Below are 17,983 nucleotides of genomic sequence, written 5' to 3' on the forward strand. Positions count from 1 at the left end.
ACTCGGCGGCCAGGTTCCCCTCGCGGACCTCTGGCTGGTCAGGAAGCCTTCAGTGCGGCCTCCAGATCGGCGCGGGACATCTTCGAACGCCCCTTGACGTCGCGTTCCTTCGCGAGTTTCCGCAGCTCGGTCTTGGACAATCCGGACAGATCCGGGGTGCGCGGCTTGCGGCTGCCGCGCACGCTCTTGGCCAGCGCCTCCATCAGGTCGACCACCTTCGTCGGCTGCTCCGGCTCGGCGGCGGGCGTGACGGTGTTCCCCGCCCGCTTGGCCTCGATCAGTTCCTCCACCCGCTCGCGGTAGGTGTCGCGGAACTCCTCCGGTTTCCACGGCTCGGTCATCGCGTCGATCAGCTTGACCGCGAGGTCCAGTTCCTTCCGGTTGGTCTTGGCCTTGGCGGGCAGCTGCGGAACGTCGTCCGCGCTGCGCACCTCGGCGGCGTAATGGAGCGTGTTGAGCACGATCACTCCGTCGCCGGCCCGGGCGAGCGCCAGGTGTTCGCGGCCGTGGAAGACGAACTTCGCGACGGCCGCTTTGTCCCGGCCGGACAGTGCGTCGAGCAGCAGCACGTACGGGCGCTGCGCCTCCTCCTTGGCGGGCGCGAGCCAGTAAGCGCGGTCGAAGTACACCGGGTCGACTTCGTCGAGGTCCACGAAGCTCTCCACCTCGAGCGACCTCGACCGCCCCGGCGCGATCTCGTCGAGTTCCTCCTGCTCGACCAGCACGTACTCGTCGTCGCCGACCTCCCGGCCGCGGACGATCTCGTCGTAGGGCACCTCGTCGCCGGTCCGCTCGTTGACCCGCCGGTAGCGGATGCGGTCCCGCGTCCCGCGCTGGAACTGCGTGAAGCGCACGGCGTGGTCCTCGACCGCTTTGTACATCCGCACCGGGACGTTGACCAGCCCGAACGACAGCGCACCCTGCCAGACCGGACGCATCGGCGCTCCTTCCTCCCTGCTGCCCGCCGGGTACCCGATCCGGGCGCGCGGCACACCGCCCCGGTGTGCGCGAGGAGGTTACCGGGTAGCTTTTGCTCCGATGCGCATAAAACCTCGCGGAAGCCAGTTCTTCCAGCTGCTCGCGGACGCGGCCGCGAACCTCGTCACCGCCACCGCGCTCCTGCGGGACCTCACCGAGGCTCCGCCCCCGGACCGGGAGGCGATCGCGGCCCGGCTGCACGAGGTCGAACACGCCGGCGACGACCTGACCCACACCATCATGGTCGAGCTGAACAGCACCTTCGTCACGCCGTTCGACCGCGAGGACATCCAGGCGCTGGCCGCCCGGATCGACGACGTACTGGACTTTGTGGACACTGCCGCGGACCTCGCGGTGCTGTACCGGCTCGACAAGTTCCCGCCGGGCACGGACGGGATGCTGCGGGTGCTGTGCCGCGCGGCGGAGCTGACCGCGGAATCCATGCCGGGGCTTTCGAAGGTCGGCGAGCTGTCGCCGTACTGGATCGAGATCAACGCGCTGGAGAACGAGGCGGACCACACCTACCGGCGGATGCTCGCCGACCTCTTCCAGCCGGGAGCCGACGCGCTTGAGGTGCTCAAGGCGAAGGAGGTCGTCGAACAGTTCGAACTGGCGGCCGACGGCTTCGAGCACGTCGCGGACGTGGTGCAGACCATCGCGGTCAAGGAGTCCTGAGTGGACAGCACCGCCGCGCTGGTCGCCGTCGTGGTGCTGACGGTCTTCTTCGACTACACCAACGGCTTCCACGACGCGGCCAACGCGATCGCCAGCGCGGTTTCGACCAGGGCGCTCCCGCTGCGCACCGCGCTCGTGCTGGCCGCGGTGATGAACCTGGCCGGAGCGCTGCTGTCGACCGGGATCGCCGCGACCGTCGCGAAAGGAATCATCGACGTCCCGCCCGGCCCGGGCGCGTTGACCGTGGTGCTCGCCGCGCTGGTCGGCGCGATCGCGTGGAACCTCGTGACCTGGTATTTCGGGCTGCCGTCCTCGTCGTCGCATTCGCTGATCGGCGGCATGGTCGGGGCCGCGCTGGCCGCGGCGAGCACGGTGCACTGGACGGGCATCGTCGAGAAAGTGCTGGTGCCGATGGTCGCGTCGCCGCTGCTCGGGCTCGTGCTCGGCTATGCGGCGATGGTCGCGGTGCTGTGGCTGCTGCGCCGGGCGAACCCGCACCGCAGCGGCCGGGTGTTCCGGCGGCTGCAGATCGTCTCGGCCTCGGCACTGGCGCTCGGACACGGCTTGCAGGACGCGCAGAAGGGGATGGGCGTGCTCGTCCTGGCGCTGATCGCGGCGGGGAAACAGGACACGTTCTCGGTGCCCCTGTGGGTGACGCTGGTGTGCGCCGGAGCGCTGTCGCTCGGCACCTGCTCGGGCGGCATGCGCATCATGCGGACGCTCGGCCGCCGGGTCTTCCCGCTCGACCCGCCGCACGGGTTCGTCGCGGAGTCGGTCGGGGCTTCGGTGCTGTACTTGACGGCTTTTGCCGTGAAGGCCCCGATTTCGACCACGCACGTGATCACGGCGGCGGTGATGGGTGTCGGTGCGACGAGGCGGCTTTCGGCGGTGCGGTGGGGGATTGCCCGTGACATCGTGCTGGGCTGGGTGTTGACGTTCCCGGCCGCGGCGGGGGTCGCTGCGCTGATGTTCTGGCTTTTGTCGGCGTTCGGCTGATCATCTGGGCGCCAGGGCGAGGACGTCCTGGTCGCTGGCAGGGCTGAAGTCCGGGGCAGAACTCGCCGACGGGAGCGGCGAAGACCGCTCGCGGCGGCGCGACCGGAGGGCCCGCAGTGCGGTGATCGCGGTCCCGCCGGTGAGCGCTGGACACGGTTGCTCCGGTAGCGGCAGACCTGGTCACGGGCTTCGGCGCGGGTGTGGCCGACCTGGCGGGCCGGTGTGCGGCACTGGCCGGGAATCAGCTCTCCGCATAGGTGATCGAGTACCGAGCCGCCACCGGATTGATCTTCACCGGGTCCACCGCGCCGTCGGTCAGCACCGCCGGACCAGCCTCGAACAGATCCTCCAGATAGTGCTCCCACCCGCCCGGCGAGGAGATCTGCAACAGCCGCGGCGCCGGATCCGAAACCGCCCGCAGCGCATGCGGGACCCCGTGCGGCAGCAACACGAACGTCCCCTTCGCCGCCACATGGCTTTCGTCCGCGAAGTCGATGCCCAGTTCGCCTTCGAGGACGTAAATGCATTCGTCGGCCTCGTGGTGGACGTGGCGCGGGATGTCGCGCGCCAGTGTCACCTCCAGCAGCGAGAACCGGGTCTCGGTGTCGCCCGTCATCGCCTTCACCGCGAACGCGGGCGGCAGCGGCACCCGGCCCGGGCGCGCCTCGCCGGGCTGCAGCAGGAGGAAGCGGTCCTTCGTCATGGGGTATCCTCTCGAACATATCGGAAACGGAGTCCGTTTCCAGATTAACCGGAGGAGGGTGTCGGTTGTCAACGGAGCGCAGGCCGAGGGCGGACGCGGAACGCAACCGGGTGCGGGTGCTCGAAGCGGCCCGCGCGCTGCTCGCCGAGCAGGACGACGTCCAGTTGCCGGAGATCGCGCGGGCCGCCGGGGTGGGCGTCGGGACGGTGTACCGGAACTTCCCGGACCGGCGGGCGCTCGTGGAAGCGCTGGCGGAGCAGCGGTTCCACGAGATCGCGCAGTACGCGCGAAAGCGGTGCCTCGACGGGAAATCCGGCGTCGAACGCTACCTGCGGCACGTCGGCGAGGTGCTGTCCGGGGACCGGGCGCTGTCGTCCGCCATCGAGGCGGCGCGGGAGTCGGCGGGGAGCGAGCCGCGCGGCGACGCGCTGGCGGAGCTGGAAATCGTGGTGACGCAAGCGATCGAGGCCGACCAGGCGGCGGGGGTGCTCCGCGCGGATTGCACGGCGGGGGACGTGTATCTGCTGGTCGGCTGCCTGTCGTCGGTGGTCCGCACGGGAAGCGGGGACTGGCGGCGGTTTCTGGCGCTGGCCCTGGAGGGGTTGCTGCCCCGGGACTATCCGGCCAGGCGCAGCACGTAAGACGTGAGTTCGCCGCTGTCGGCGAGGAACCTCGGGCCGAACGAGGTTCGCACGACGTGGCAGGCGGAGTCCCCGCCGGCGGAAAAGCGTGACGGGCCGCCCCGGAAGCCCCTCCGGAACGGCCCGCCGGCGGGGAGATCAGGCGAGGTCCTCCAGCGGGACCCCGGGGTCGGCCAGCCGCTCCGGGTCCACCGCCTTGCCCGAGCGGATGAGCGCCTTGATCGGGTCCGTGACGTCCCAGACGTTGACGTTCATCCCGGCCAGGACGCGGTTTTCCTTGAGCCAGAAGGCGATGAACTCGCGCCCGGGCACGTCGCCGCGGAACACGACGCGGTCGTGGCCCTCGATGACGCCCAGGTATTCCATGCCCAAGTCGTACTGGTCGGTGAAGAAGTACGGCAGCTCGTCGTACGACTCCTCCTCGCCGAGCATCCCGGCCGCGGCCACGGCGGGCTGGTTGAGCGCGTTCGCCCAGTGCTCGACGCGCAGGTGCTTGCCGAGGAACGGGTGGTAGGCGTTCGCGATGTCGCCGACGGCGAAGATGTCCGGGTCGCTCGTGCGCAGGCTCGCGTCGGTCACCACGCCGTTGCCGACGCGGAGGCCGGCCGCCTCGGCCAGTTCGTCGTTCGGCTTCGCGCCGATCCCGGCCAGGACGGCGTCCGCCTCAAGGAGGCTGCCGTCGCCGAGGCGGATCCGCTTGCCCTGGCCGCCGTTGGCGATGTGCTCGACCTGGACGCCGAGCCGCAGGTCGACGCCGTGTGCGCGGTGCAGGTCGGCGAACACCGGGGCGACGTCGCGGCCGAGCGCGGTGATCAGCGGCAGTTCGAGCGCCTCGACCACGGTGACCTCCACCCCGGCCTGGCGCGCGGCGGCGGTCGCTTCGAGGCCGATCCAGCCGCCGCCGACGACCACCAGCTTCGAGGCGGTGCCGAACAGCTCCTTGAGCCGGTCGGCGTCCTCGATCCGGCGCAGGTAGTGGATTCCCGCGGTGTCCGGCAGTTCGCGCGGGCTCGCGCCGGTGGCCAGCAGGAGCTTGTCGTAGCCGAGGCTGGTGCCGTCGTCGAGCGCGACCTGCTTCCGGTCCCGCTCGATCGCCGTCGCCTTGACGCCCTGGCGCAGCTCGACGTGCTTCTCGGCGTACCAAGCGGCATCGTGCACCTGGAAGCTCTCGGCCTCCGCATTGCCCGCGAGGTAGTCCTTCGACAGCGGCGGACGTTCGTAGGGCAGGTGCCGCTCGTCGCCGACCATGGTGATCTTCCCGTCGAATCCCTTGTCGCGCAACGCTTCCGCGGCCTTGGCTCCGGCCAGCCCGGCTCCGATGATGACGAACGACGAGGTCACTGGCGAACTCCTTCGGCGCGGGGACGACGGGGTACTGATATCGCTAGCGAAGTTTGGTCTTATTCGACTGCTTGGTCAAGTTCCCCTGATCAGAGGTACCCAATTGAGACAGCGCCTATCGGGAAGGGCGTTACTTCGCTGCTCAGCCGTGCCCGTCGCCGGGTGGCCGCCTCCGCTGTGCTCGTCTGCGCGGACCAGCTGTCGCCGTGGAGATCCGGGCTCCCGGCCGTTGATCTGCCCGGCGGGCTTGTCGCCGATGCGGCGGTGCGGCGGAAAGCCGGGGGTGTCGCTCTTCCTCCGGCACGCGGCTGGCGCCAGAACGGTTCGGCCCGATTTAGCGAGCGTCACAGCATCTGGACGGGAGGGACGCCGGTGCGTACGGTATGGCAAGCCTAACCTTAGTAACTCTCCGAGGAGGACCCATGCCAGAGCGTGTGCTCGACCGGGCCGTCCCGTTCGTGCTCGGCCTGTTCCGGATCGTCGTCGGGCTGCTGTTCGCGGCCCATGGTGCGGCGGCGCTGTTCGGCATTTTCGGCGGCGGCCCGAAAGGCGGAACCGTCGAGGCGGGCGCGTGGCCGTCCTGGTACGCGGCGGTGATCCAGCTCGGCTGCGGCCTCCTGATCGCCTTCGGTCTCGGCACCCGGATCGCGGCGCTGCTCGCGTCCGGCTCGATGGCGTACGCCTACTTCGTCGTCCACCAGCCGGACGGCCTGCTGCCGCTGCAGAACCACGGGGAGCCCGCGGCGATGTTTTGCTGGGCGTTTCTGTTGCTGGGCTTCACCGGGCCGGGTGCGCTGGCGGTCGACGTGGTGTTCCGGAGGCGGTCAGACAGTGCTCGCGGCACGCGACCACTGGGCAGCCCACCGCGCGGCGTCCTCAGCGTGGTGCAGGTCAATCCCGGCACGCGCGACTAGCCGGAGCCGGGAAACGCCGTCCGGGACGCTCGGCGGCCGGAAGCAGCCGACCACGATGTCCCGTTCGTACAGCTGGTCAGCAGCAGCGACAGCCTGCTCCGGAGAGTCCGCGGGAATCGACTGAACCGCGCCAGGCGCACGCGAAACCCCTGCGGCATCAGCGATCGCGACCGCGGCACGGTGCAGATCCTCGACCCGCGAAGGCTCGGCTGCGATGATCCGGCACGCTTCCGCCGCACTTGCCGCCGCGGCGGGGGCGAGGCCGGTGTCGAAGATGAATGTCCGCGCCGTATTGACCAGATGTTCGCGCAGCAGCGGCGATCCCAGCACTGCGCCGCCCTGTGCGCCCAAAGCCTTTGACAGGGTGGCGGTCACCGCGACGTGCGGCGCGCCTGCGAGACCGGCCGCGTGCGCCGCGCCCCGTCCGTTTCCCGCGACGCCGATGCCGTGTGCTTCGTCAACCACCAGGAAAGCGTCGTATTCAGCGCACAATGCCGCGGTGCGCTGAAGATCGGTGGCGTCGCCGAGCACCGAATAGATCGACTCGACCGCCACGATCGCCCGCTCCTGCGCCCGGTCGCGCAGCAAGTGCGCGAGGGCGTCCAGGTCGTTGTGCGGGCAGATCGCGACGGGGGAGCGGGACAGCCGCGCGCCGTCGATCAGCGAGGCGTGGATGTGCGCGTCGGTGATCAGCAGCGTGTCCGGCGAGCCGAGTGCGGTGATGACGCCGATGTTCGCGGTGTAACCACTGGAAAAACCGAGCGCGGCCGGTTGCCCGGTGAGGTCGGCCAGTTCGCGTTCCAGCTCCGTGTGACACGGCGTGGTGCCGGTGACGACTCGGGACGCGCCGGCACCGGCTCCGTACTTCTCGACGGCCTGGACGGCGGCCGCGCGCAGTCGCGGATCGGTGCTGAGGCTCAGATAATCGTTCGACGCGAGATCCAATGTGGACTTTCGCGGATGCCGCCGATCATCGGTCCGCCGGACGAGACCGGCGACGTGCCGGTCCCGGCCGGCGGCGGTCAGCCAGTCGTGCATCGACACCATGGCGGTCACGCGTTGGGTGCGGCGGCGGTGCCCGCTCCGCGTTCCCGCAGCGCCGGGGTGGTGTGCTCGGCCGGCTGCTGCTCGCCCGCGCCGAGAACCTCGAAGCCCGCGTCGGCGATCATCTCCAGATCGGCCTTCGCGGCCTGGCCTTCGCTGGTGAGGTAGTCGCCGAGGAACAGCGAGTTCACCACGTGCAGCGCGAGCGGCTGCAGCGATCGCAGGTGCATCTCGCGGCCGCCGGCCATCCGGACTTCCGTTGCCGGGCAAGCGAACCGGGCCAGCGCGAGGATGCGCAGCGCGCGCAGCGGGCTCAGCTCCCAGGTTCCGGCGAGCGGCGTGCCCTCGAACGGCATCAGGAAGTTGACCGGGATCGAATCGCTGCCGATGTCGCGCAGCGCGAAGACGGCGTCGATCAGCTCGTCGTCGGTCTCGCCCATGCCGACGATCAGGCCGGAGCACGCGGAAAGCCCGGCGGACTTGGCCTTTTCGACGGTGTCGACGCGGTCGTCGTACCCGTGCGTCGTGCAGATCTCGGAGTACCGCGACTCGCTCGTGTTCAGGTTGTGGTTGTACGCGTCGACCCCGGCGTCGCGCAGCTTCTCGGCCTGCCCGTCCTTGAGCAGCCCGAGGCAGGCGCACACCTCCACGCCGGAATGCGCGGACTTCACCGCCTCGACGGCCTGGGCGACCCGGTCGACGTCGCGGTCGCTCGGCCCGCGCCCGCTCGCGACCAGGCACACCCGCGACGCGCCGCCCTGAATGCCCGCGCCTGCCTGGCGCGCCGTTTCCTCGGCGGACAGCCACGAGTACTTGAGGATCTGCGCGGACGACCCGAGCCGCTGCGAGCAGTACCCGCAGTCCTCGGGGCACAGGCCCGATTTCAGGTTGACGAGGTAGTTGACCTTGACCCGGTTGCCGAAGTGCGCGCGCCGCAGCCGTCCGGCAGCCGCGACCAGGCCGAGCACGTCCTCGTCCGGCGCTTCCAGCACCGCGCGGGCGTCAGTGCGGTCGAGTACGCCGCCGGCCAGCTGCCGGTCGGCCAGGTCGTCGAAGGTTTTGAACACCTGTCAAATTCTAGGCGGCCGATCGGCCGGAAGCAAGCGGCAGGCAGAATGAGCGGGGTGAAGGTGACGCGAGACCAGATCGTCGACCGGGCCTACGAGCTGCTGGCCGAAGCGGGGCTGAGCGGCTTGTCGATGCGGCGGGTGGCCCTCGACCTGGGGGTCCAGCCGGGCGCGCTGTACTACCACGTCGCCAACAAACAGGAGCTGCTCGCCGTCGTCGCCGCGCGGATCCTGAAGGGGCTGCCCGGGGTGGCGAAGGACCCGCGCGAGGCGGCCGGAGACTTCCGCTCGGCGCTGCTGCGGGTCCGCGACGGGGCCGAGGTGGTGTCGTTCGTGCAGGCGTACCGGCCGGATCTGCTGGTGCCCACGCACGCGCTGCGCCGGCTGTTCACCGGGAAGTACGACGAGCGGCGCGCGGAGTGGGCGGCGCGGACCGTCGTCCACTATGTACTCGGGTTCGTCGCGGAGGAGCAGAACCACGCCGAACTGGTGCGCGCCGGGATCGTCGAGGAGGAACCGGCGCACAGCGGCGATTCGGACGAGGCGTTCGGGTTCGGCATCGACGCTATCCTCAACGGACTGTCGTGAGCGTTCAGCGCGGTCGGAGTCTCCTGGCTGCCGCCCCGCCGCCGGTGAGCGCGAACTGAAATCCGGTGGGCTGGATGCCGCGGCCGAACGCCTGGACGGGCTCGAAGGGGGGCTGATGATCGTGATGGTGCGGTTCGCGGCGGGATCGACGACGCGGAGCGCGGCTCGGGGTGCCGAGGGTCTCGCCGGCTTGAGTGCTGCGCCCCGCCGATGAGCACCCGCCGGCCGGCTACTTCCCCCAGATCAGGCCGCGATTCCCCCGACCACGCGTCAAACCTGCTTCGACCAGCCAGCCGCGCCCGTGTGCGTAGGGGTGTCGCCTGTTCGGCCGGCCAGGGGTGCTCTCATCCCGATGGACTCGATACACCCGAAGAATGACCAGCGATGTGCGACGCGCCAGGGATGATCCGGATCAAGCTGCCCTACGGCGAGCCGGCGTGGCTGGCCACCCGCTACGACGACGTTCGCATGGTGTTCGGCGACCGGCGGTTCAGCCGGGCCATGGCCGTCGACGCCGACGTGCCGAGGATGACGCCGCACAAGCTGGACGGCGGGATCATCATGATGGATCCGCCGGAACACAGCCGGCTGCGCAAGCTGGTGGCCAAAGCCTTCACCCAGAACAGGGTGCGGCAGCTGGCCGGGGAACTCGTGGACGCGGCCGGCGGCAGGACGGCGGACCTGGTGGAGAATTTCGCGTTGCCGCTGCCGGTGGCGGTGATCTGCGAGCTGCTCGGCGTGCCAGTGGCCGGCTGGCCGAAGTTTCGGGTCTGGAGCGACCGGATCCTGTCCACGAGCGAGACCACCGCTGAAGGAGTACGAGGCCAGCGAAGCGGAGCTCCAGGAGTACATGAGCGGGCTCATCGCCGCACGGCGCGCGGAGCCCGCCGATGACCTGATGACCGCGCTGATCGAGGCCCGCGACGAGCGCGACCGGCTCTCCGAGCCGGAGCTGATCGATTTGTGCGACGGGCTTCTGGTGTCCGGCAACGAAACCACCGCGTCGCTGCTGGCCGGCTCGGTCTTCGTCCTGCTGGAGCACCCCGAGCGGCGGGCCGACCTCAGCCGGATGCCGGCCGCGGCCGAGGAACTGTCGCGGTTCATCCCGCTGAGCCATTGGCCGGGCTTTCCCCGCTATGCGACCGAGGACGTCGAGGTGGGCGGTTCGCTGGTGCGCGCGGGAGAGCCCGTGGTGTCCGACTTCGCCTCGGCCAACCGGGATCCCCGGCAGTTCGAGGATCCCGATGTGCTGCGCTTCGACCGGGAGGGGGCCTCGCATCTGGGTTTCGGGCACGGTGTGCATCCCTGTGTCGGCTCGAACCTCGCCAGGGTCGAGCTGCAGGAAGGCCTGCGCGCGCTGCTGAGCAGGCTGCCGGGGCTGCGGATCGCCGGCGAGATCGAGTGGACGGCCGAGATGCCGGTGCGCGGCCCGCGCCGGATGCCGATCGGCTGGTGACGGCTGCCCGGTGCCGGGCCGGGTTGCCGCCCCGAGGCCGGCGTGGAATTCGTCGGCGGCGGATGGTGCGCGTGCTGGCTCCGGGCTCCTCGGCCGCAATGATCATCAGGTCCGGCGGCGGTACCTTCCCACGGTGGGAGTCCTATCGCCCCACGAGGCCGGATCGAGGAGCACGCCCGTTGTCGCAGTCGCCCGGTCTGGTGCCACGGATGCAACGGCACCAGGTCGTCATCTACCTGGCCGCGCTCGCCGTCGGCGCACTGGCCGGCTGGCTGGCCCCGGCGGCCGGGCCGGGGCTGGAACCGGCGATCAACCCGGTGCTGGCGGCGCTGCTGTACGTCACGTTTCTTCAGGTGCCCGCCGCCGAACTGGGCCGTTCCCTGCGCGACGGCCGGTTCCTCGGCGCCGCGCTGGCGGTGAACTTCGTCGTGGTGCCGCTGGTCGTCGCGGCGATGTCTGCCTTCTTCCCGGCCGGGCAAGCGCTGCGGCTGGGCATGCTGCTCGTGCTGCTGGCCCCGTGCGTGGACTACGTGATCGTCTTCAGCGGCCTGGCCGGAGGCAGCAGCCGCCGCCTGCTCGCCGCGACGCCGTTGCTGCTGCTCGCGCAGATGATCCTGCTGCCCGGGTTCCTGTTCCTCTTCCTCGGCGCGGACCTGGCGCGTTCCGTGCGGGCCGGGCCGTTTCTCGAAGCGTTCCTGGTGCTGATCGCGATCCCGCTGGCGCTGGCCTGGCTCACCCAGGCGTGGGCGGCCCGGCACGCGACCGGCCGCCGGTTCGCCGACGCGGCCGGGACCGCCATGGTGCCGTTGATGGCCGCGACGCTGGCGACTGTGGTGGCGTCGCAAACCCCGAAGCTCCACGGCGGACCCGGCCCGGTCGCGTCGGTGGTGCCGTTCTATGTGATTTTCCTGGTGGTGATGGCCTTGGCCGGACTGGGCGTCGCGCGGTTGTTCCGGCTGGACGTCCCGGCGGGCCGGGCGGTCGTTTTCACCGGGGCGACCCGGAATTCTCTGGTGGTGCTTCCGCTGGCGCTGGCGTTGCCGGACGAGTTCGCGGTCGCCGCGGTCGTGGTGGTGACGCAGACCTTGGTCGAGGTGGCCGGCATGGTGTGGTACGTCCGCCTAGTGCCTCGCTTGCTCCCGTAGCCGGGGGTAGAGGCGCGCCGGTTCCCCGCGATCCAGTTGCGCGCGCAGGCGGGCGGCGCCGTCCGGGAGGAACGGGCTGAGTTCGGTTGCCAGTTCCCGGCAAGTGCCCACGACGGTCCCCAATACCTCCGCCAGATCGGCACCGCGCAACGTCCAGGGCCGGGTCTGTTCGACGTACCGGTTGGCGTCGCTGATCACCTCGGCCACGGCACCGGTGGCCGTGCGGAAGTCGAAGGCGGCGAGTGCCGTGTCGATCCGGGAGGCGAGCGCGTGCACTGTCCTCAGTGGACTCGACGGGGCGATCCGGCCGGTGCGGCGGGCGAGGCTGAGCACCCGGTGCACGAGATTGCCGAGGCCGTTGGCGAGTTCGTCGTCGGCGCGGTCGATCAGCCGCGTTTCGGTGAAGTCGGTGTCGCCGAGCGGGGCGACTTCGCGCAGCAGCCACCAGCGGACGGCGTCGGCGCCGTACCGGTCGACCAGGTCGGTCGGACGGACGGTGTTGCCCGCGCTCTTGGAGATCTTCGCGCCGTCCAGAGTCAGATAGTCGTGCACGAAGATGGTGTCCGGCAGCCGTTCGCCGGCGGAGAGCAGCAGCGCGGGCCAGTACACGGCGTGGAACCGCAGGATGCCTTTGCCGATCACGTGCACTCGCTCGGCCGCCTGGGCCCAGCGGGACGGGTCGGCGGTGAGGTAGCTGGCGAGCGCGTCCCACCAGACGTAAATCACCTGGTCCGGGTCGCCGGGCACCGGGATGCCCCAGCCGTCCGAGCGCGCGGCGGGCCGGGACACGCTGATGTCGGACAACCCGGAGCGGACGAATCCCAGCACCTCGCGGAGCCGGGCGGCGGGTTCGATCCGGAGGCGCCCGGTTTCCAGCAGGTCCCGGATTTCTCCGGCATAACGGGAAAGCCGGAAGAACCAGTTCTGTTCGGTGACGATTTCCGGCGGGGTTTCGTGTTCCCGACGGCGTTCGCCGTCCGCGTAGAACTGTTCGCAGCCCACACAGTAGCGGCCGGTGTAGTCGCGCAGGGAGAAGTCGCCGCGGCGGGCGCTGGCTTGCCACAGGCGCCGGACGCCGTCGAGGTGGCGGCGATCGGTGCTGGTGCGGATGAAATCGTCGACGGCGAGTCCGAGCGGTTCCCGCAACGCGGCGAAGCGCGCGGCGCCGTGGCCGACGAACTCCCGCACGGGAACGCCCGCGGCCTTCGCCGCGGTGACGTTCTTGAGAGCGTTGTCATCGGTGCCGGTGAGCAGCCGGACGTCGGTGCCGCGCAACCGCCGGTGCCGGGCCAGAACATCGGCCTGCACGAGTTCGAGCGCGTGCCCGAGATGCGGTTCCGCGTTGACATAAGGGATCGCGGTGGTGATCACGTCGGTCATGGTCAATCCTCTCCGCCGCCGGCCGACGGCGGAGAGCCCCCGGCGACGGCCGGGGCTGGGCGGGTCAGCGCACGAGAACGGGCCCCAGGCCGGGGCTCGTCATCGGTGCGGTGGTCATGCCTTCCATAGTGGCCGGGCACCCGCCTTCGGGACCACTGGTTTTCTTCCCCACGTCACGGACGTCCCCGCCGCTTGTTGCCCGGGCAGCGTCGCCTTGAGTTCCTGCCACTGGTTTTCAGCGTCCGGTCGTGCCGTCGATCAGCTCGCGCAGGATGTCGGCGTGCCCGGCGTGCCGTCCGGTTTCCTCGATCAGGTGCGTCAGCGCCCAGCGGACGCTCGGGCCGGCGCGGCCCGGCAGCGGGGCGGCGAGATCCGGGCAGCTGTCGAGAAGTTCGTTGGCGAGTTCGACGGCTTCCCGGTAGCGGGCGACGACGTCGGCGACGCTGTCCTCGGTGCGGAACGTCGAGGGCCAATTCTTCACGGTCTCGCCGAGAAACAGCGACCGCTCCACGAAGGTCAGGTGGTTGAGCAGGCCGACCAGATTCGTCCCGGACGGCACCGCGGCGGCGTGGGCTTCGGGCTCCGGCGCGCCGTCGACCTTGGCGGCGACCGAGGTGCGGAGATAGTCGAGAAATCCGCGCAGGACTTCGGTTTCGCTGCTTCCGGTACGGGGCGGCGGGGTGTCGCGACGGCGGGCCACAGTGGTCTCCTTCGGGGTTCAGGCGGTGCGGCGGATCAGCAGGACGTGGTCGACGACCTCGGCGGTCTGGCCGTCCGGCCCGGTCGCCAGGCGAGTGGGGGAGTCCGCGCGCTCGACGGTCCACCGCACCGGATCGAGGGCGAGGTCCGCGGCGATCTCCGCGGGGCTGGGGAAACGCGCGTCCGGATCCTGGTTCCACGACCACGGCGCGATCGAGCCGTGGTCCACGACCAGCAACCGGCCGCCTGGCCGCAGTGCGTGCGCGGCGGTGCGCAGGACTGTCGACCGGTCCAGTTCGAAGGGGGTCTGCAGGTAGTGCGCTGTCACGAGGTCGAACGCACCGGCCGGGAAGCTGACCCGCAGGTCGTGCCGCACGGCGGTGATCCGCGGGCCGGCGAGGCGGTTGACCGCGACGGCGGAGATGTCAGTGGCGGTCACGTTCCAGCCGCGCCCGGCGAGCCAGCGTGCGTCGCCGCCGTTGCCGCAGCCGAGGTCGAGCGCGTCGCCGGGAGGAAGATCGGAGACGGTTTCCACGAGCCGGGCGTTCGGCTTCGGGTCCGAGGGCGGCCGGGCGGCGTGCACTTCGTCCCAGAACAGGTTCGCGTCGGTGGTCATCGGTCGGCTCCTCGGGTCGGGTGCGTCCAGCGTCGCCGGAGCCGGGCCCGCAGCGCACGCGATCTTGCCGGAACGGCAACTCCCGCATGCTGGACCGGATCGTTTCGCCGGTACCGTCGGAGACGAACGGTCCGGAAAGCGGGGAGCGGTCAATGAAAATCGGCGCCGTGGACATCGTTCCGATCCTCGACGGCATCGCCCGGCTGCCGCTGGCGGGCACGGTCGTGCACGCCCGGGGCGCGCGGTGGGAATGCCGCCATCAGCCGCTCGACGCCGAGGGCCGGATTCGGATGGACGTCGGATCGTTCCTCGTCCGGCTCGGCGACCGGACGGTGCTGGTCGACGCCGGGACCGGGCCGGGATTCGAGCACGACGGCTTCGCCACCGGCGGCCTCCTCGGCAACCTGCGCCGCGCCGGGGTCGCGCCGGAGGAGGTGACGGACGTGGTCTTCACCCATCTGCACGTGGACCACGTCGGCTGGTCGAGCGTGCGCGGCGAAGCCGTTTTCCCGCGGGCGGCCTTCCGCATGCACGCTGCCGACTGGGCGCACTTCACGACCGGCGAAACCGCGGATCCGGCGGTGCGGGCCACGTTCGCGCCGATCCTCGGACAGGTCGAGACCTTCGACGGCGAAATCGAACTGGTCCCCGGCCTTGTCGCCCGTCCCGCGCCCGGCCACACGCCCGGCTCGACGGTTTTCGTGGTCAGCGACGCCGGCGAACGCGCCCTGCTGCTCGGCGACGTCCTGCATACCGTCAGCGAGCTGACCGACCCGGAATGGGAGGGCATGTTCGATGTGGACCGGCCCGCGGCGACCGCGATGCGGCAGCGGATCGCGGCCGAACTCGAGGCGTCCGGCGACGTTTTCGCGCCAGCGCATTTCCCGGGACTCGCCTTCGGGCGGCTGGTCACCGCGGCCGGGATCCGGCGGTTCGCCTGGGCCTGAGCGGGGGTTACCCGCTGCGGCACCGGGGCGGGGTTTCCCGCGACCACCTGCTCGGCTGCCGCGTCCCGCCCAGCAGGACCAGCACGTCCGGGCTCACCCCCGCGCGCACCCGGGAGGCCAGCTCCGGCGAGGTCTGCCCGAGTGCCGAGTAGACCGCGCGGACCAGGCACCTCGCCGCGTGCGGGGAACGCCTGGTGCGCAACGAGACCTCCATCAGGAGGGCCTCGCGGTCGCAGGTGCGGCCGCGGTTCGCCGCCACGATGCCCAGCCGGGTTTGCTCGGCCAGAGGAAGGCATCGCAGCAGGCTGTCGACGACGCAGTCGATCGCGAGCCGGTTCCGTTCCGTGCGGGGCAGGCGAGGCCCGGGCAGAATTTCCTTCCGCACCACCATGGACCATCAACTCCTGGCCGCAGAGTAGCCGATCCGGCGCGCGCGGCGACGTTCCGGTTCCGTGCGACGGAAAACGATCCGGCGGAGTCCACTGTGGACGGATTCAGCCGGGCGAGCCGGACAAAACGGCGAGCCGGTCGAGCGACTCGCGGATCCGCGCGGGCACGTCGTCGCGGTCCTGGCCCGCCGGAACCGACAGGTGCAGCGTCGCGTGGCTCGTGCCCGCCGCGCCGGGCGCGACCTGGAGCTAGCCGCCGTTCCATTCGAGCCGGAGCCGGTCCGGGCGCCGCGACCGGCTCCGGCAGCCATTCGTTCAGGTGCGCGGCATCGGAGGCGACGGCGTAGACGTGGCCGGCCGGCGCGGGCATCCTCCGCCGCGTTTCGAACTCGCTCATCATCCCGCCTGCCCGTTTCGCGGCGGCGTGAAACCGGAGGGTCCACAGTGGACGTTCACGGACGGTGAGCTGCCCGGTTCACCCCGCGTCGCGGAGGAGGGCGTCGAGGTCGGCGGGCGTGCCCGGCGTCCGGAGCCCGGGCGGCGCGAGGCAGCCGATCCGGTGGTCGTCGTCGCGGACCGCGGCCGCGAATTCGGCGACGCGGGACGCGGGCGGCGCGACCGAAGGCCCGGCCAGGTAGCGGATGACGATGAGGTCTTCGCCGGAATGCGTTTCCACGGCGGCGGCCCAGCCGTGGATCTCGTCCCACAGCAGGGCGACGTCGCGGCCGGGGTAGGCGGGCAGACGGCCGTCGAGCGCGACGTAGGCCGACACCGGGGTGTCGTGGTCGACGGTGCAGGATTCGAGGCCGATGCCCAGAGCGCCGGTGACCTCGGCGAGGTAGTTCCACAGGCGCACCGACGCGGGGTGCGACGAGCCGGTCTGGGCGGTGTGCAGCGGCAGGGACACGGGGACAACGCCTTTCTCGCGCGAAGGACTGGCGCGGAACAGGGGTTTCCTGTCCCGCGCCACGGGCCGCATCCGGTGGCGCGGCGGGGTTCTCCGGCTAGCGGCCGGAACGCGCCCTCGCGGGCGGCCCGGACCTTATTCCCGGTGACGGGGCCCGGGAAACCCGCGGAGCGCGGCGAATCGGCCCGCGAGGCCGGCCGGTCATCGGATTCACCTCCGCCGCTCGACAGGGGACGCCCTTTTCTTCTAGCATGTCATCGAACTGATGACAACTGCCAAGTCGTCGAGAGGATGACGCGATGGCGGAGGTGGACCCCGGCCCGCTGATCCAGGGCGTCCGCGAGGCGGTGCTGGCCGCCCGGGACGGCGGCGCGGCGGCCGACCGGTCGCTGGCCGCGCTCTCCGTGCTGCGGGCGCTGCGCGACCAGCTCGGCGAATGGGAACCGGAACTGATCGCGTCCGCGCGCGCGGCGGGCGCGAGCTGGGCGGCGCTGGCCCCGGCGCTGGGCGTGGCGAGCAGGCAGGCGGCCGAACGCCGGTACCTGCGGGTGCGGCCGTCGGCGACCGGGGAGGCCACTGGCGAAGCACGCGTCGACGCCGAACGCGGCCGCCGCGCGGGAGACCGGGCAGTCGCCGGCTGGGCCCGGCGCAACGCCGCGGTGCTGCGGCGGCTGGCCGCGGAGGCCAGCGCCGCGCCCGGCTTGGACCCCGCCGGACAGGAAAGCGCCGACCGGCTCGGCGTCGCGCTGGGAGACGACGACGTCACGAACCTGCTGCCGCCGCTGGCCGACCTGCGCGCGCATCTCGAACCGCGGCACGCCGCACTGGCGGACCGCGTCGGGGAGATCGCCGAGCACGCGGACCGGCTGCGCGAGGACGCGGCCGGGCAGCGGCGCGGTCGTGCGCGATGAGCGCCGCGCGATGAGCGGGCGCGGCGTTCGGGTCGCGACGTGCCGGGCTGGTCCGGCTGGCGGTGCGGGGGCGTGGTGTGCCGGGTCGGGTGCGTGGTCGGTGGTGGTGTGCGGGCTGGGCGAACGGGGTTGTCCGGGTGTGCCGGGCCGGGTTGGCTGGCGGTGCGGGGACGCGGCGGCCCAGTGGTGCGTCCCGGGCGCGGCGAGCCATTCCGCGTGCCCGGCTGGCGGCGACGTGCCCGCCGGGCAAACCAGGTCGTCTGGGCGTGCCGGATCAGGCCGGCCGGCAGCGCAAGGCCGCCGCGGCAAGGGCACAGCCACGCACATCGAGCCAGGCAGTGCGCTCCGCCGGAAAATCGCCGGTCGCCCCCAGCCGCAAATCGCCGGTCGTCCCCAGCCGCGACACCGCGTCGCCGCGCTGGTTCGGCGAGCACGCCGACCGGCCCGGCGACCACCAGCCAAGGCCGCGCCGAAACGCGGTGCAATGAGCCGAATGTCTCCCCCCGGGCGCCCCGCACTGCCGCCGTTCCCGGGATCCGAGATCATTTCCCCGCGGCGGCATTCGTGCGAGCCGCCGTCGTGAGGC

18 protein-coding genes and 1 pseudogene are annotated in these 17,983 nt (G+C 71.4%); 9 read left to right on the plus strand and 10 right to left on the minus strand.

Annotated elements, in window-relative coordinates; genetic code table 11:
* Nucleotides 1-38: 38 nt before the first annotated feature.
* Nucleotides 39-938, minus strand: a complete 900-nt coding sequence (ku, locus tag BM362_RS41615) for a non-homologous end joining protein Ku (RefSeq protein ID WP_067584306.1) — start codon at nucleotides 936-938, stop codon at nucleotides 39-41.
* 100 nt (nucleotides 939-1,038) lie between these two features.
* Here ku and BM362_RS41620 point away from each other — a divergent pair, with 100 nt between their 5' ends.
* Nucleotides 1,039-1,653 (plus strand): DUF47 domain-containing protein, encoded by a 615-nt coding sequence (locus tag BM362_RS41620; RefSeq protein WP_067584303.1) that lies wholly within the window; start codon nucleotides 1,039-1,041, stop codon nucleotides 1,651-1,653.
* Nucleotides 1,654-2,649, plus strand: a complete 996-nt coding sequence (locus BM362_RS41625) for an inorganic phosphate transporter (RefSeq protein WP_067584300.1) — start codon at nucleotides 1,654-1,656, stop codon at nucleotides 2,647-2,649. It abuts the gene before it with no gap.
* A gap of 241 nt (nucleotides 2,650-2,890) precedes the next feature.
* Here the strand turns inward: BM362_RS41625 and BM362_RS41630 are convergent, their stop codons facing one another.
* Nucleotides 2,891-3,352, minus strand: coding sequence for a cupin domain-containing protein (locus tag BM362_RS41630; RefSeq protein ID WP_067584297.1), 462 nt, complete (start codon nucleotides 3,350-3,352; stop codon nucleotides 2,891-2,893).
* 65 nt (nucleotides 3,353-3,417) lie between these two features.
* On the opposite strand from BM362_RS41630, the gene BM362_RS41635 reads away from it, so the two are divergent.
* Nucleotides 3,418-3,993, plus strand: coding sequence for a TetR/AcrR family transcriptional regulator (locus BM362_RS41635; protein WP_093576881.1), 576 nt, complete (start codon nucleotides 3,418-3,420; stop codon nucleotides 3,991-3,993).
* A gap of 138 nt (nucleotides 3,994-4,131) precedes the next feature.
* Here the strand turns inward: BM362_RS41635 and BM362_RS41640 are convergent, their stop codons facing one another.
* Complete coding sequence (locus BM362_RS41640) at nucleotides 4,132-5,334, minus strand: NAD(P)/FAD-dependent oxidoreductase (protein ID WP_093576882.1); 1,203 nt, start codon at nucleotides 5,332-5,334, stop codon at nucleotides 4,132-4,134.
* 422 nt (nucleotides 5,335-5,756) lie between these two features.
* Between BM362_RS41640 and BM362_RS41645 the strand changes: the two genes are divergently transcribed.
* On the plus strand, nucleotides 5,757-6,248 hold the full coding sequence (locus tag BM362_RS41645) for a DoxX family protein (RefSeq protein WP_093576883.1): 492 nt from the start codon (nucleotides 5,757-5,759) through the stop codon (nucleotides 6,246-6,248).
* On the opposite strand, the gene BM362_RS41650 is transcribed toward BM362_RS41645, so the two are convergent.
* Nucleotides 6,159-7,295 (minus strand): 8-amino-7-oxononanoate synthase, encoded by a 1,137-nt coding sequence (locus BM362_RS41650; RefSeq protein WP_167545643.1) that lies wholly within the window; start codon nucleotides 7,293-7,295, stop codon nucleotides 6,159-6,161. The genes BM362_RS41645 and BM362_RS41650 overlap by 90 nt on opposite strands.
* Before the next feature lie 5 nt (nucleotides 7,296-7,300).
* Nucleotides 7,301-8,359 carry a biotin synthase BioB gene (gene bioB, locus BM362_RS41655; RefSeq protein ID WP_093576885.1) on the minus strand — a complete coding sequence of 353 codons (1,059 nt, stop codon included), beginning with the start codon at nucleotides 8,357-8,359 and terminating at the stop codon, nucleotides 7,301-7,303.
* Nucleotides 8,360-8,407: 48 nt separating this feature from the next.
* On the opposite strand from bioB, the gene BM362_RS41660 reads away from it, so the two are divergent.
* From BM362_RS41660 to BM362_RS41670, 3 genes and pseudogenes are all read left to right on the plus strand, one after another.
* The gene (locus BM362_RS41660; RefSeq protein WP_093576886.1) at nucleotides 8,408-8,947 is read left to right on the plus strand and encodes a TetR family transcriptional regulator; all 540 of its coding nucleotides are present in this window, start codon (nucleotides 8,408-8,410) and stop codon (nucleotides 8,945-8,947) included.
* Nucleotides 8,948-9,340: 393 nt separating this feature from the next.
* Nucleotides 9,341-10,403 (plus strand): annotated as a pseudogene (locus BM362_RS41665) (cytochrome P450); the annotation flags it as partial.
* Nucleotides 10,404-10,612: 209 nt separating this feature from the next.
* Nucleotides 10,613-11,548, plus strand: a complete 936-nt coding sequence (locus tag BM362_RS41670; protein ID WP_093576915.1) for a bile acid:sodium symporter — start codon at nucleotides 10,613-10,615, stop codon at nucleotides 11,546-11,548.
* Here BM362_RS41670 and BM362_RS41675 read toward each other — a convergent pair.
* The 3 genes from BM362_RS41675 to BM362_RS41685 all read right to left on the minus strand — a co-directional run bounded on the left by BM362_RS41675 (nucleotide 11,525) and on the right by BM362_RS41685 (nucleotide 14,243).
* Nucleotides 11,525-12,928 carry a methionine--tRNA ligase gene (locus tag BM362_RS41675; RefSeq protein ID WP_093576887.1) on the minus strand — a complete coding sequence of 468 codons (1,404 nt, stop codon included), beginning with the start codon at nucleotides 12,926-12,928 and terminating at the stop codon, nucleotides 11,525-11,527. The two genes, BM362_RS41670 and BM362_RS41675, sit on opposite strands and share 24 nt — an antisense overlap.
* A gap of 235 nt (nucleotides 12,929-13,163) precedes the next feature.
* Nucleotides 13,164-13,628: a DinB family protein gene (locus BM362_RS41680; protein ID WP_067584286.1), complete on the minus strand. Its 465-nt coding sequence runs from the start codon at nucleotides 13,626-13,628 to the stop codon at nucleotides 13,164-13,166.
* A gap of 18 nt (nucleotides 13,629-13,646) precedes the next feature.
* The gene (locus tag BM362_RS41685) at nucleotides 13,647-14,243 is read right to left on the minus strand and encodes a class I SAM-dependent methyltransferase (RefSeq protein WP_067584283.1); all 597 of its coding nucleotides are present in this window, start codon (nucleotides 14,241-14,243) and stop codon (nucleotides 13,647-13,649) included.
* A 152-nt stretch (nucleotides 14,244-14,395) separates the two neighbouring features.
* Here BM362_RS41685 and BM362_RS41690 point away from each other — a divergent pair, with 152 nt between their 5' ends.
* Nucleotides 14,396-15,190, plus strand: a complete 795-nt coding sequence (locus BM362_RS41690) for an MBL fold metallo-hydrolase (RefSeq protein WP_067584556.1) — start codon at nucleotides 14,396-14,398, stop codon at nucleotides 15,188-15,190.
* A gap of 7 nt (nucleotides 15,191-15,197) precedes the next feature.
* Here the strand turns inward: BM362_RS41690 and BM362_RS41695 are convergent, their stop codons facing one another.
* Nucleotides 15,198-15,581 carry a DUF2267 domain-containing protein gene (locus tag BM362_RS41695; protein ID WP_067584279.1) on the minus strand — a complete coding sequence of 128 codons (384 nt, stop codon included), beginning with the start codon at nucleotides 15,579-15,581 and terminating at the stop codon, nucleotides 15,198-15,200.
* A gap of 473 nt (nucleotides 15,582-16,054) precedes the next feature.
* Entirely contained in the window at nucleotides 16,055-16,480 is a 426-nt protein-coding gene (locus tag BM362_RS41700; protein WP_067584553.1) for a DUF6292 family protein, read from the minus strand.
* A gap of 305 nt (nucleotides 16,481-16,785) precedes the next feature.
* Between BM362_RS41700 and BM362_RS41705 the strand changes: the two genes are divergently transcribed.
* Nucleotides 16,786-17,397 carry an HSP18 transcriptional regulator gene (locus BM362_RS41705; RefSeq protein WP_093576888.1) on the plus strand — a complete coding sequence of 204 codons (612 nt, stop codon included), beginning with the start codon at nucleotides 16,786-16,788 and terminating at the stop codon, nucleotides 17,395-17,397.
* The last annotated feature ends 586 nt before the right edge of the window (nucleotides 17,398-17,983 follow it).

This window comes from Amycolatopsis rubida, from assembly GCF_900115345.1.
Classification (GTDB): domain Bacteria; phylum Actinomycetota; class Actinomycetes; order Mycobacteriales; family Pseudonocardiaceae; genus Amycolatopsis; species Amycolatopsis rubida.

Excerpts from the sequence above, each read along its gene's own strand:
- ku (WP_067584306.1), bottom strand. The coding sequence starts at position 938 with ATGCGTCCGGTCTGGCAGGGTGCGCTGTCGTTCGGGCTGGTCAACGTC.
- BM362_RS41620 (WP_067584303.1), top strand. The coding sequence starts at position 1,039 with ATGCGCATAAAACCTCGCGGAAGCCAGTTCTTCCAGCTGCTCGCGGAC.
- BM362_RS41630 (WP_067584297.1), bottom strand. The coding sequence starts at position 3,352 with ATGACGAAGGACCGCTTCCTCCTGCTGCAGCCCGGCGAGGCGCGCCCG.
- BM362_RS41645 (WP_093576883.1), top strand. The coding sequence starts at position 5,757 with ATGCCAGAGCGTGTGCTCGACCGGGCCGTCCCGTTCGTGCTCGGCCTG.
- BM362_RS41650 (WP_167545643.1), bottom strand. The coding sequence starts at position 7,295 with ATGGTGTCGATGCACGACTGGCTGACCGCCGCCGGCCGGGACCGGCAC.
- BM362_RS41660 (WP_093576886.1), top strand. The coding sequence starts at position 8,408 with ATGAGCGGGGTGAAGGTGACGCGAGACCAGATCGTCGACCGGGCCTAC.
- BM362_RS41670 (WP_093576915.1), top strand. The coding sequence starts at position 10,613 with ATGCAACGGCACCAGGTCGTCATCTACCTGGCCGCGCTCGCCGTCGGC.
- BM362_RS41675 (WP_093576887.1), bottom strand. The coding sequence starts at position 12,928 with ATGACCGACGTGATCACCACCGCGATCCCTTATGTCAACGCGGAACCG.
- BM362_RS41685 (WP_067584283.1), bottom strand. The coding sequence starts at position 14,243 with ATGACCACCGACGCGAACCTGTTCTGGGACGAAGTGCACGCCGCCCGG.
- BM362_RS41690 (WP_067584556.1), top strand. The coding sequence starts at position 14,396 with ATGAAAATCGGCGCCGTGGACATCGTTCCGATCCTCGACGGCATCGCC.
- BM362_RS41695 (WP_067584279.1), bottom strand. The coding sequence starts at position 15,581 with ATGGTGGTGCGGAAGGAAATTCTGCCCGGGCCTCGCCTGCCCCGCACG.
- BM362_RS41705 (WP_093576888.1), top strand. The coding sequence starts at position 16,786 with ATGGCGGAGGTGGACCCCGGCCCGCTGATCCAGGGCGTCCGCGAGGCG.